Origin of the sequence: Staphylococcus sp. T93, from assembly GCF_016743875.1 — a bacterium.
In the GTDB taxonomy this organism is placed as follows: Bacteria; Bacillota; Bacilli; order Staphylococcales; family Staphylococcaceae; genus Staphylococcus; species Staphylococcus aureus.
Genome location: NZ_CP068247.1, coordinates 489,062 through 501,696, shown reverse-complemented (window position 1 = coordinate 501,696; position 12,635 = coordinate 489,062). Strand labels below are relative to the sequence as shown.

At 34.4% G+C, this 12,635-nt stretch carries 12 protein-coding genes; 1 reads left to right on the top strand and 11 read right to left on the bottom strand.

Annotation, left to right across the window (positions count from 1 at the left end):
• Positions 1 to 52 precede the first annotated feature (52 nt).
• From purD to purE, 11 genes are read right to left on the bottom strand one after another with little or no spacing between them, the layout of a single operon-like run.
• Positions 53 to 1,300 (bottom strand): phosphoribosylamine--glycine ligase, encoded by a 1,248-nt coding sequence (purD, locus tag JG553_RS02455; protein ID WP_001101908.1) that lies wholly within the window; start codon positions 1,298 to 1,300, stop codon positions 53 to 55.
• Positions 1,301 to 1,321: 21 nt separating this feature from the next.
• Positions 1,322 to 2,800: a bifunctional phosphoribosylaminoimidazolecarboxamide formyltransferase/IMP cyclohydrolase gene (gene purH / locus JG553_RS02450; RefSeq protein ID WP_000709290.1), complete on the bottom strand. Its 1,479-nt coding sequence runs from the start codon at positions 2,798 to 2,800 to the stop codon at positions 1,322 to 1,324.
• A 14-nt stretch (positions 2,801 to 2,814) separates the two neighbouring features.
• Positions 2,815 to 3,381: a phosphoribosylglycinamide formyltransferase gene (purN, locus tag JG553_RS02445; RefSeq protein ID WP_000238664.1), complete on the bottom strand. Its 567-nt coding sequence runs from the start codon at positions 3,379 to 3,381 to the stop codon at positions 2,815 to 2,817.
• A gap of 2 nt (positions 3,382 to 3,383) precedes the next feature.
• Complete coding sequence (gene purM / locus JG553_RS02440) at positions 3,384 to 4,412, bottom strand: phosphoribosylformylglycinamidine cyclo-ligase (protein WP_000030812.1); 1,029 nt, start codon at positions 4,410 to 4,412, stop codon at positions 3,384 to 3,386.
• A complete protein-coding gene (gene purF / locus JG553_RS02435) occupies positions 4,405 to 5,889 on the bottom strand; it encodes an amidophosphoribosyltransferase (RefSeq protein WP_000483713.1) in 1,485 nt (494 codons plus the stop codon). Before purF ends, purM begins: the two co-directional genes overlap by 8 nt.
• Positions 5,868 to 8,057 (bottom strand): phosphoribosylformylglycinamidine synthase subunit PurL, encoded by a 2,190-nt coding sequence (purL, locus tag JG553_RS02430; RefSeq protein ID WP_000032727.1) that lies wholly within the window; start codon positions 8,055 to 8,057, stop codon positions 5,868 to 5,870. Before purL ends, purF begins: the two co-directional genes overlap by 22 nt.
• Positions 8,050 to 8,721, bottom strand: coding sequence for a phosphoribosylformylglycinamidine synthase I (gene purQ / locus JG553_RS02425; RefSeq protein WP_000666799.1), 672 nt, complete (start codon positions 8,719 to 8,721; stop codon positions 8,050 to 8,052). The genes purL and purQ overlap by 8 nt, the downstream gene beginning before the upstream one ends.
• Before the next feature lies 1 nt (position 8,722).
• Positions 8,723 to 8,986 (bottom strand): phosphoribosylformylglycinamidine synthase subunit PurS, encoded by a 264-nt coding sequence (gene purS / locus JG553_RS02420; protein WP_000848350.1) that lies wholly within the window; start codon positions 8,984 to 8,986, stop codon positions 8,723 to 8,725.
• Positions 8,986 to 9,690 (bottom strand): phosphoribosylaminoimidazolesuccinocarboxamide synthase, encoded by a 705-nt coding sequence (purC, locus tag JG553_RS02415; RefSeq protein WP_000174053.1) that lies wholly within the window; start codon positions 9,688 to 9,690, stop codon positions 8,986 to 8,988. The genes purS and purC overlap by 1 nt, the downstream gene beginning before the upstream one ends.
• 3 nt (positions 9,691 to 9,693) lie before the next feature.
• Positions 9,694 to 10,818, bottom strand: a complete 1,125-nt coding sequence (gene purK, locus JG553_RS02410; protein ID WP_001010412.1) for a 5-(carboxyamino)imidazole ribonucleotide synthase — start codon at positions 10,816 to 10,818, stop codon at positions 9,694 to 9,696.
• Positions 10,805 to 11,287, bottom strand: a complete 483-nt coding sequence (purE, locus tag JG553_RS02405; RefSeq protein WP_000861572.1) for a 5-(carboxyamino)imidazole ribonucleotide mutase — start codon at positions 11,285 to 11,287, stop codon at positions 10,805 to 10,807. The genes purK and purE overlap by 14 nt, the downstream gene beginning before the upstream one ends.
• A 200-nt stretch (positions 11,288 to 11,487) precedes the next feature.
• Between purE and folD the strand changes: the two genes are divergently transcribed.
• On the top strand, positions 11,488 to 12,348 hold the full coding sequence (folD, locus tag JG553_RS02400) for a bifunctional methylenetetrahydrofolate dehydrogenase/methenyltetrahydrofolate cyclohydrolase FolD (protein WP_000225837.1): 861 nt from the start codon (positions 11,488 to 11,490) through the stop codon (positions 12,346 to 12,348).
• Positions 12,349 to 12,635: the final 287 nt, after the last annotated feature.

Genomic DNA, 12,635 nt, shown 5'->3' with positions numbered 1-12,635 from the left:
AAATCTATCGTTATAGATTCGTTCATAGCTAATCTTAGTATTTTAAATTTACTTATTTAAGTTGTAGTGCTTTATTCGCAATGTCATGACGATAGAATAAATGGTCACTTTGTATTTGTGATACTTTTTTGTATGCGTCTCGCTGTGCATCTTGTACATTGTCACCTTTTCCGATGGCAAGTATAACTCTACCACCTGAAGTAACAAAGGTATCACCTTGCTTCTTTAATCCACTAACAAAATAGTTTTCATTTAAATCAAAGCCACTTACTTTATGCCCTTTTTCATATGCATCAGGATATCCTTTTGATGCCAACATGACCCCTACAATAGATTCATTTTTCCATTTGAATTCAGTACGTTTTCCTTCATCTAAATCAATAATATGCTGCATTAAATCACTTTCCATGCGACTTAATAATACTTGAGCTTCAGGATCACCAAAACGGGCATTAAATTCTATTACTTTTGGACCATCTTTAGTTAAAATAGCACCAATGTATAATACACCGAAGAATTGATAACCTTCATTAAGCATTGCCTTTGCAATGGGTTGTGCAATTGTTTCATTTGTAAGTTTTAAAACATCGTCACTAATATGTGGTACTGGACAATAAGCCCCCATACCACCAGTATTTGGTCCTTCATCATGATCAAATGCGCGTTTATGATCTTGTGCAATACAGTCGAAAGGTACTGCTAAATCACCATTAACAAATGTCATTAGCGAGAACTCTTCACCTTCTAAAAACGTTTCAAATACAACAGTACCTTCTTCTTCATCACCATACATAATCTCAATAGCACTTCTGGCTGCTTCAATAGTATCTGCAATAATAACGCCTTTCCCAGCAGCTAACCCATCTTTCTTGACAACAACGGGCAATTCACAGTTTTCAATATATGTTAAAGCATCCTTTTTTCGCTCAACTTCTTTATAATCAGCAGTTGGAATATTATATTTTTCCATTATCTTTTTAGCAAATAATTTTGAGCCTTCGATTTGAGCTGCTTGCTTATTTGGACCAAACACTTTGAAACCATTCGCTCGTAAAATGTCTGCTAATCCATCAATTAGCGGCTGTTCTGGACCTATAACTACCCAATCAACATTTTGCCGTTTAGCAAAATCTAGTATCGCTTGATGATCAGATTCTGAAATTTCAGTGTGTACTTCAGCTATAGGTGTCATTGCCTCATTACCTGGAATGACAAACACTTGTTTAACTAGATTCGATTGATTAAGTTTATATGCAAGTGCATGTTCTCGTCCACCAGCACCAATTACTAATACATTCATTTATGTTACGCCCCTTTAAAATTAGTGTTTAAAATGTCGAGTGCCTGTGACTACCATTGCAATACCATGTTTATTAGCCATATCAATTGAATCTTGATCTTTAATCGAACCACCCGGTTGGATAATTGCCTTTATACCATGTTGTGCTGCAAGTTCAACTGTATCTCCCATAGGGAAAAATCCATCAGATACTAACGCTACATGATCATTGATTTCAATAGCTCTCTCTAACGCAATTTTAGCAGCACCGACACGATTCATTTGTCCAGCACCTATACCTACAGTTTGTTTATTATTACTTAAAATAATTGCATTACTTTTTACTGATGGTACAACTTTCCATCCTAATAACATTGCTTCCCATTGTTCATCTGTAGGTGCTACTTCTGTAACAACTTTCATTTCTTCTTTTGGCACGACATAATTGTCTTTATCTTGAACTAAATATCCGCCAGATACTGAAACAAACTCTTCTTCGTTACTGTCTATAGTCATATCAATTTCTAATAATCTTACATTCTTCTTTTGTTTTAAAATATCTAATGCTTCATCTGTAAATTTTGGTGCAATAATGACTTCCAAAAAGATACTATGCAATTGCTCTGCTAACTCAGGTGTTACAGCTCGGTTTAATGCAACAATTCCACCAAATATTGATTGACTATCCGCTTCATACGCATGTTGAAATGCTTGTTCTATCGTGTCACCGATACCAACACCACATGGATTCATGTGTTTAACCGCAACTGTAGCAGGTGTATCAAACTTTTTAACTAAAGCTAGTGTAGCATCTGCATCTTTAATATTGTTATAGCTTAATTGTTTCCCATGTAATTGTTTAGCGCCTGCAATCGTGTGCTTAGCATTCGAAGTTCTCACAAAATACGCTGATTGTTGTGGATTTTCTCCATATCTTAAAGTTTCTTTATCCCCTTTAAAGAAACGTACAATCGCTTCATCATATTCTGCAGTATGCTCAAAAACTTTAATCATTAATGATTGTCTATATGACTCATCTAACGAATCGTTTCTTAATCGCGTCAATACTTCTTGATAATCTGCCGGATGTACAATTGTTGTTACATGTTTATAGTTTTTAGCTGCAGCACGTAACATTGTTGGACCACCAATATCAATATTTTCAATTGCTTCGTCCATCGTCACATCAGGGTTTGCAACAGTTTGTTGGAATGGATATAAATTAACTACTACCATATCAATTAAATCTATATGTTGTTCTGATAATTCATTTAAATGCTGCGGTTTATTTCGATCAGCTAAAATGCCACCATGAACAGCCGGATGTAATGTTTTAACACGGCCATCCATTATTTCTGGAAAATGTGTTAAGTCTGAAACAGAACGAACTGGTACATTTGCTTCATCTAATATACGTTTAGTACCACCTGTTGAATATAATTCATAATTTAATTGCGTTAACGCTTTAGCAAACTCTACAATACCTGTTTTATTTGATACGCTCAAAATAGCTTTCTTCATCACATACATACTCCTTATTTTACAATTTTAGCAATAACACTTGGATATAACTCATATTCCAATTTTTTTACTTTCTCTTCTAATTGTTCTTTTGAATCGTCCGGTCTAATATCACATTTTCTCTGTTCAATAATTTCTCCCGTATCCATACCACTATCAACATAATGTACTGTCGAACCAGTAATAGTATCGCCACTATGATATGCTTGGCCTATTGCGTCAATCCCCTTATATTTCGGCAATAGAGATGGATGTATATTCAATATTTTACCTTCAAATGAAGCTAATAAGTCTGGACCAATTAGACGCATGTAGCCAGCTAGAATAATCCACTCTACCTTATCTTCATTTAATAATGTTACTAAATGTTGTTCATACGCTGCTTTTGAATCAAATTGTTTTGGTTCATTAATATAAACAGGAATATCGTGCTTTTTTGCTCTATCTATACAAAACGCATTTTGATGATCCGTATATAGCGCCGTAACTTCAATATTTTCAAGTTTTCCTGATTCAACATGCTCAACTATATTTTCAAAGTTACTTCCTGAACCTGATGCAAAAATCGCAATTTTAACCATTGTTATACCCCCAACAATTCAATTGCAGTTGACTCATTTTTCACAATATGACCAATTTGATAGGCTTCCACATTTTGTTCTGCTAAAATCTTCAAAGCGCGTGATACATCTTTTTCATCAACGATAACCGTATAGCCAATACCCATATTAAAAATGTTATACATTTCATTTGTGTCTATATTGCCTTGTTGTTGTAACCAATCAAATATTTTTGGTGTTGGAAATGATGTAGTATCAATTCTAGCAGCATATCCGGCTGGCAATGCACGTGGAATATTTTCATAAAAACCTCCACCAGTAATATGATTCATTGCCTTAATAGAAACTTCTTTTTTCAAAGCAAGTACAGGTTTGACATATAATTTAGTTGGTTCTAAAAAGACATCGATAAATGGACGATTATCGAAGTTTGATGCCAAATCAATGCCTGATTCATTAATTAATTTGCGCACTAAACTGTATCCATTTGAATGAATGCCACTTGACGCAAGCCCTATAACAACTTGTCCCTCTTTCACTTCTGAACCATCTACATAGTCATCCTTTTCAACTGCTCCAACAGCAAATCCAGCTACATCATATTCGCCTTCGTGATACATTTCACCCATTTCAGCAGTCTCTCCACCGATAAGTGCAGTATTCGTTTCAACACATGCATCACTAATACCTTTAACAATTTGTTCAATAACTTCAGGAACAACTTTGTTTGTAGCAATGTAATCTAAAAAATATAATGGTTCTGCACCTGTCGTTAAAATATCATTAACACACATTGCGACTGCATCGATACCTATCGAATCATGTTTACCATAGTCGATAGCTAGTTTTAATTTCGTACCTACTCCGTCTGTTCCAGAAACTAAAACTGGCGCTGTCATATTTAATTGTGATAAATCAAATGTAGCACCGAATCCACCTAAACCACCGATAACTTCTTTACGCATCGTACGTTTAACATGACTAGACATTCTTTCTACAGCTTCATAACCAGCATGAATATTTACACCAGATTGTTCATATGCTTTAGACATTTAAATTTCCCTCGCTATCAAAAAAGTGTTTGTTTTTAGAAATATATTGCTTTTGTCGATGACTTAAATGCGCTTTATAATTTGCTTCATAATCATATAACCCTGCAGGATAATCTCCAGTGAAACTTTCTACACATAAGCCACTATATGGCGCGTCATAATCTAAACCAATTGATTCAATTAACCCATCTACAGATAGATATGCTAATGAATCAGCGCCAATATAATCTTTAATTTCTTCAGGTGATTTGCTTGCAGAAATTAATTCTGCCGTAGTTGAAACATCGATTCCGTAAAAACTTGGAAACATAAATTCCGGTGATGCTATACGCACATGCACTTTATTTGCACCAGAATCTTTTAACATTTTCACAATGCGTCGAATTGTCGTACCGCGAACAATGGAATCATCAACAAGAATGATATTTTTCCCATCTACTATATCTTTTACCGCAGATAACTTCACTCTCACACCTTGCTCACGTAATTCTTGAGTTGGTTGAATAAATGTTCTTGCAACATATTGATTTTTAACTAGTCCCATTTCATATGGCAAACCTATTTCTTCAGCATAACCACTCGCAGCTGATAGCGATGAATTGGGTACACCGATGACCATATCAGCATTTACAGGGCTTTCTTGGGCTAATTTTTTACCAGAAGCTTTACGTACTGCATGGACATTTTTACCAGCTATTGTTGAGTCTGGTCTAGCAAAATAAATATATTCCATCGCAGAAATTGCAGTTGTCGTATGATGTGTATAAGATTTAACTGTAATACCTTTATCGTTAATCACGACATATTCACCTGCATGAATATCTTGAACAAATTCTGCACCTAACACATCTATTGCACATGTTTCACTTGCAAGGATGTATGTCCCATCTTTCATTTTACCTACAACAAGTGGTCTGATAGCATTTGGATCTACTGCGCCATATAACGCATCTTTAGTTAAAATCGCAAATGTAAAACCGCCTTTAACTTTTCGCAAACTTTCTTTCAACGCTTCCTCAAAAGTAGGAGCTTTACTTCGACGTATCAAATGCATAATGACTTCAGTATCAGAAGACGAATGGAAGATAGCACCTTGTTTTTCTAAATTCTGACGCAATGATTTAGCATTAATGAGGTTACCATTATGACAAATACCTACACTCATATCATAAAAGTGATACAGAAACGGTTGAATATTTTCAATACCTTTATTACCTGAAGTAGCATAACGGACGTGACCAATTGCATGTTGATATCCTTTTAATCGTTCCATTTGATCATCTTTAATCGCTTCAGTTAGTAAGCCTAATCCTCGCTCGCCTTTTAATTCATTTTGATCAGAAACAACTATACCTGCACCTTCTTGACCACGATGTTGCAAACTATGAAGTCCCATATATGTTAGTTGCGCTGCTTCAGGATGATTCCAAATACCAAACACGCCACATTCTTCGTTTAATCCTGAGTAGTTAAACATTGAGCAATTGCCCCTTCCCATATTTGTTTAATATCTGAAACATTTTCACTAATCTCTGTATATGGTGTTGTTACCTTGAAATTATCACTATCTGTTAAAAGTCCAATTTCTATTGCATTATCAATATTTAAAGTTTTACCTGATTTAACAGAAACAACATATCGGCCTTGCGTCTCACTAAACAATTGTGCATTTGTTATATCTATTGAAGATTTTAATCCTAAACCGTAATGCGCACTTAGTTTAGCTAAGGTAATCAGTAAGCCACCTTTACCAACTGTTTGAACATGTGATAATAGTCCTTCACGAATAGCGGTCTTGATTGATTCACCTTTTTCAACTTCTGAACTCAAATCTAATGACTCAAATTCATGATTAACTTTGCCATAAATTAACTTTTCAAGTTGACTACCACCAAAGTCGTCCTTAGTATCACCGATTAAATATAATTTATCTCCAACTTGAGGTTCAAAATCATTTAAATAATTTACATTTTCAATCAAACCTACCATTCCAACAACTGGTGTTGGGAAAATAGAAGTACCTTTCGTTTCGTTATATAAAGATACATTACCAGAAACTACTGGTGTCTTAAGAATGTCGCATGCTTCTGCCATACCTTTCGTTGAATCTATCAACTGTTGATAGATTTCTTTCTTTTCAGGAGAACCATAATTTAAACAATCTGTCATTGCTAATGGTGTTGCACCCACGGCAATTAAATTTCGATAAGCTTCAGCTACTACCATCTTTCCACCTTCATATGGATTGTTATATACATAACGCGCTTCACCATCAATTGTTGAAGCAATTGCCTTATTTGTGCCTTCCACACGTACTACCGATGCTTGAAGTCCTGGCTTAATTATCGTATTGGCACCAACTTGTTGGTCGTATTGATCATATAAATAGTGTTTAGATGCTATAGTCGGATGCTTAAGTAATTTAAAGAAAGTATCTTTAACATCGATGTGTGTATAATCATTTTTAGAAGTATTATAATCTTTTTCTTCTCCTTCTAAAATATATACAGGTGCTTCATCAGCTAGTGGTTCAACTGGAATGTCAGCATAAACTTCGTCATCATATGTTAAAACAAAACGATTTGTATCTGTAACTTCACCTATAACAGCACTATCCAATTCGTGCTTATCAAATAAATCTAAGAATTTTTGTTCAGTACCTTTTTCAACAACTAGTAACATACGTTCTTGAGTTTCTGAAAGCATCATTTCATAAGGAGAAATACCTGGCTCACGTGTTGGCACTTGTTCTAATCTCAAATGTAACCCACTACCACCTTTTGCCGCCATTTCAGACGATGAAGATGTTAAACCAGCAGCACCCATATCTTGAATACCAACTAATTCATCAAATGTAATTGCTTCAAGTGTTGCTTCCATTAATTTTTTACCTACAAATGGATCACCGATTTGTACAGAAGGTCGTTTACTTTCGCTTTCTTCCGTCAATTCTTCAGATGCAAAAGTAGCACCATGAATACCATCTCGACCAGTTTTCAAACCAACATAAATGACCGAATTACCTACACCTTTTGCTGTGCCTTTTTGAATCATGTCGTGATTGATAACACCAACACACATTGCATTAACAAGTGGATTGCCATCATAACGTTCATCAAATTCGATTTCACCAGCAGTTGTTGGAATACCAATGCAGTTACCATAACCTCCGATACCCTTTACAACACCTTTAAGTAATCTTTGGTTTTGTTTATTATCTAATTCTCCAAATCTAAGACTGTTTAACAAATTAATAGGTCTAGCCCCAATAGAGACAATGTCACGAATGATTCCACCAACGCCTGTAGCAGCCCCTTGATATGGTTCAATTGCTGATGGATGATTGTGAGACTCTACTTTAAATACTACGGCTTGATTATCACCTATATCGACTACCCCTGCACCTTCACCAGGCCCCATAAGCACATGGTCACCTGACGTAGGAAATTGCTTTAAAAACGGTTTAGAATGTTTATAAGAGCAATGTTCACTCCACATAACAGAAAAGATACCTGTTTCTGTAAAGTTAGGTTGTCTGCCTAAAATATCGCAAACTTTTTCATATTCTTGATCACTTAATCCCATATCTTGATATACTTTTTCAAGTTTAATTTCTTCAACGCTTGGTTCGATAAATTTAGACATGTTGTTCCCTCCAACTTTTTACCATCGCTTCAAATAATTTCACACCACTATCAGTACCTAACAACGTTTCTAAAGCTCTTTCAGGATGTGGCATCATGCCACATACATTGCCTTTTTCGTTAACAATTCCTGCAATATCATCATATGAACCGTTCGGATTATTCACATATTTCAGAATAATTTGATTGTTAGCTTTTAATTGTTGATATATTTCATCAGTACAATAATAATGACCTTCACCGTGAGCTACAGGATATATAACTTTTTCACCTTGTTCATAAAGATTTGTAAATGCCGTTTGATTATTCACTATTTCTAACTCTTCATTTCTACTAATAAATAAATGTGAATCGTTATGCAATAATGCACCAGGTAATAAGCCTATTTCAGTTAAAATTTGAAACCCATTACAAACACCTAATACTGGCTTACCTTCAGCTGCAAGACGTTTAACTTCCGAAATAATCGGCGCTACACTAGCCATTGCCCCAGATCTTAAGTAATCCCCGAATGAAAATCCACCAGGAATAAGTACGCCATCAAATCCACTTAGTGATGTTTCTCTATAATCTACATATTCCGCTTCAACACCACTTTTAATAGCAGCATTAAACATGTCTCTATCACAATTCGAACCTGGAAAAACAAGAACCGCAAATTTCATTTTATGCATTCTCCTTTTCATCATCTAACACTTTATAGCTATATTCTTCAATCACTGTATTTGCAAACAATTTTTCACTTAGAGTTGTAATAATGTTGTGTACCTTTTCATCACTAACCTCATCCACTGTCATATATAATACTTTTCCTACACGAATATCATTCACTTGTGCATAACCTAAGTCATGTACAGCTCGAGTAAGCGTTTGTCCTTGCGTATCTAATACTTGTGGTTGTAATGTGATATGTAGTTCAATTGTTTTCATTATTTTAAATCCTCCAATTTGTTTAAAAATATTTGATATGTTTCAATCAGTGATCCAGTGTTATTTCTATATACATCTTTATCAAAGTTTGCATTGGTAGCTTTATCCCAAATTCGACATGTATCTGGAGATATTTCATCCGCTAACAAAATTTGACCAGTCTCAGTCTTTCCAAATTCGATTTTAAAATCTACTAATTTTAAATTCATAGCATCCATTAATTGTTTCAACACATTATTAATCTTTAATGCTTTGGATTTTAGTATTTCAATATCTTCATCTGATGCTATATTGAGCAATTTAACATGGTCATCCGTTATCAACGGATCATTTAACGCATCATTTTTATAGAAAAATTCTACAAGTGGTTCTCTAAAAACTTCACCATTTTCAAAACCTAAACGCTTTGTAATAGATCCACTAGCAATATTACGAACAACTACTTCTAATGGAATTATTTTCACAGGCTTAACTAATTGTTCTGTTTCAGATAATTGTTTAATAAAGTGACTTTCTATTCCATTTTCTTGTAAATATTTAAATATAATAGAAGTAATTTGATTATTTAATCGCCCCTTACCTGCCATTGTGTCTTTCTTAGCCCCGTTTCCAGCAGTAACTTCATCTTTATATTCAACTCTTAATTCATTTTCTTGATTTGTTGAGAAAATGCGCTTCGCTTTTCCTTCATATAATAATGTCATGCTTTAATTACTCCCCTCAAATTTAGCGTACATATCTTGTTCAGTTTGGTTTACATCATTCGTTAGTACAGTCATATGCCCCATTTTTCTGCTATCTTTACGCTCAGACTTACCATAAATATGTAAGTGCCACTCTGGATGTTCATTAAATTCATTTTCCAATAAATCTAAATCTTTACCTAGTAAGTTCATCATGACTGCTGGCTTTAATAATTCAATTGAATTTGGTAATGATTGTCCGGTAACTGCTAAAATATGAGTATCAAATTGTGAATAATCACATGCTTCAATTGAATAATGTCCGGAATTGTGAGGCCTTGGTGCTATCTCGTTCACATACAATTGGTTGTTACTATCTATAAAAAATTCAACTGTAAATGTTCCAATGAAATGAATCGATTGGATAATTTTATTAACTTGCTCTTTCGCCTCAGCTGTTTTATCTATTCTCGCTGGAACAATTGTTTTGAAAAGTATTTGATTTCTATGCTCATTTTCTTGTAATGGGAAAAAAGTGATTTGATTGTTGTTTCCTCTTGTAACAGTAAGAGATACTTCTTTCTTGATATTCAAATATTTTTCAGCTACGCATTCACTAGTTTCAATTAATTTAAAACCTTCTTGTAAGTCTTTTTCGTTGTTAATTAAAACTTGACCTTTGCCATCGTAGCCACCAAATCTAGTTTTTACAATAAAAGGATATCCTAATGTTTCAATTGCTTTGTCAATATCTGTAGATTCTTTTACTGAAATGAACGGGACAACTTTGGTACCAGCACTTTTTAATGTTTCTTTTTCAGTTAAGCGATCTTGTAATAACTGTATAGCTTGGTAACCTTGCGGAATATTGTACTTTTCACATAATAGTTTTAATTGTTGGGCTGAAATGTTTTCAAATTCATAAGTAATCACATCACATTTTTGTCCTAATTGATTGAGTGCCTTTTCATCGTCATACTTGGCTTGTATAAATTCGTGTGCAACGTATCTACATGGACAATCTTCAGAAGGATCCAATACAACCACTTTATAACCCATTTTTTGAGCTGATTGTGCCATCATCTTTCCAAGCTGACCACCACCAATAATGCCAATAGTCGCACCAAACTTTAATTTATTGAAGTTCATTTTGCATGTCCTCCACTTTTTGAATTAACGAAGATTCATACTGATTTAGTTTTTCAACTAAAGAAGGATTTTGAATACTTAACATTCTTGCTGCAAGTATACCTGCGTTTTTAGCACCTGCTGCACCAATTGCAGTCGTTGCAACCGGAATACCTCCTGGCATTTGAACAATTGATAATAAAGAATCTATACCCTTTAAACTTTTTGTTTCAATCGGCACTCCAATAACTGGTAGCGTCGTTAATGATGCAACCATACCTGGTAAATGTGCCGCACCGCCAGCGCCTGCAATGATAATGTTTATACCTCTTTCTCTCGCTTCAGAAGCAAATTGAACCATCATTTTTGGCGTACGATGTGCGGATACTACTTGTTTTTCGTACGGAATTTCAAAATAATCCAACATGTTACAACTCTCTTGCATAATTTTCCAATCGGAAGAACTGCCCATAATGACTGCTACTTTCACTTTGTACACCCTTTCAAAAGTTTGAATTGTGAATTACTTTAGTTGTATATTATAGATATAGCATAACAAGCAATTTCTGCTTTTTCAATCAAAAATCGAACTTTATTTTGATTTTTTATTTGAATTTACGTCTTTTGCTATGTAAATTAGTTTTATAAACTAACAAAGTTAGGATATTGACAATAGGAGGAGAAGTTTTTATGGTTGCTAAAATTTTAGATGGTAAACAAATTGCCAAAGACTACAGACAGGGGTTACAAGATCAAGTTGAAGCGCTAAAAGAAAAGGGTTTTACACCTAAATTATCCGTTATATTAGTTGGTAATGATGGCGCTAGTCAAAGTTATGTTAGATCAAAAAAGAAAGCAGCTGAAAAAATTGGTATGATTTCAGAAATCGTACATTTGGAAGAAACAGCTACTGAAGAAGAAGTATTAAACGAACTAAATAGACTAAATAATGATGATTCTGTAAGTGGTATTTTGGTACAAGTACCATTACCAAAACAAGTTAGCGAACAGAAAATATTAGAAGCAATCAATCCTGAAAAAGATGTGGACGGTTTTCATCCAATAAATATAGGGAAATTATATATCGATGAACAAACTTTTGTACCTTGCACACCGCTCGGCATCATGGAAATATTAAAACATGCTGATATTGATTTAGAAGGTAAAAATGCAGTTGTAATTGGACGAAGTCATATTGTCGGACAACCAGTTTCTAAGTTACTACTTCAAAAAAATGCATCAGTAACAATCTTACATTCTCGTTCAAAAGATATGGCATCATATTTAAAAGATGCTGATGTCATTGTCAGTGCAGTTGGTAAGCCTGGTTTAGTAACAAAAGATGTGGTCAAAGAAGGAGCAGTAATTATCGATGTTGGCAATACGCCAGATGAAAATGGCAAATTAAAAGGTGACGTTGATTATGATGCGGTTAAAGAAATTGCTGGAGCTATTACACCAGTTCCTGGTGGCGTTGGTCCATTAACAATTACTATGGTATTAAATAATACTTTGCTTGCAGAAAAAATGCGTCGAGGTATTGATTCGTAAAGAGCCTGAGACATAAATCAATGTTCTATGCTCTACAAAGTTATAATGGCAGTAGTTGACTGAACGAAAATTCGCTTGTAACAAGCTTTTTTCAATTCTAGTCAACCTTGCCGGGGTGGGACGACGAAATAAATTTTACGAAAATATCATTTCTGTCCCACTCCCTAATAACTGAGTTTTAATGAAGTCTTTTAACCCACATTAAATATTATTTTGCAATTGCAATGAATAACAAGAAAAATCTGGGACATTAATCGATCAAATGCTCCCTTCAAAGTAGACATTGA

What these genes read in the sequence shown, in the direction of transcription:
- purF (WP_000483713.1), bottom strand. Translation starts at nt 5,889, where the DNA reads ATGTTTAACTACTCAGGATTAAACGAAGAATGTGGCGTGTTTGGTATT.
- purD (WP_001101908.1), bottom strand. Translation starts at nt 1,300, where the DNA reads ATGAATGTATTAGTAATTGGTGCTGGTGGACGAGAACATGCACTTGCA.
- purC (WP_000174053.1), bottom strand. Translation starts at nt 9,690, where the DNA reads ATGACATTATTATATGAAGGAAAAGCGAAGCGCATTTTCTCAACAAAT.
- folD (WP_000225837.1), top strand. Translation starts at nt 11,488, where the DNA reads ATGGTTGCTAAAATTTTAGATGGTAAACAAATTGCCAAAGACTACAGA.
- purK (WP_001010412.1), bottom strand. Translation starts at nt 10,818, where the DNA reads ATGAACTTCAATAAATTAAAGTTTGGTGCGACTATTGGCATTATTGGT.
- purL (WP_000032727.1), bottom strand. Translation starts at nt 8,057, where the DNA reads ATGTCTAAATTTATCGAACCAAGCGTTGAAGAAATTAAACTTGAAAAA.
- purQ (WP_000666799.1), bottom strand. Translation starts at nt 8,721, where the DNA reads ATGAAATTTGCGGTTCTTGTTTTTCCAGGTTCGAATTGTGATAGAGAC.
- purN (WP_000238664.1), bottom strand. Translation starts at nt 3,381, where the DNA reads ATGGTTAAAATTGCGATTTTTGCATCAGGTTCAGGAAGTAACTTTGAA.
- purS (WP_000848350.1), bottom strand. Translation starts at nt 8,986, where the DNA reads ATGAAAACAATTGAACTACATATCACATTACAACCACAAGTATTAGAT.
- purH (WP_000709290.1), bottom strand. Translation starts at nt 2,800, where the DNA reads ATGAAGAAAGCTATTTTGAGCGTATCAAATAAAACAGGTATTGTAGAG.
- purM (WP_000030812.1), bottom strand. Translation starts at nt 4,412, where the DNA reads ATGTCTAAAGCATATGAACAATCTGGTGTAAATATTCATGCTGGTTAT.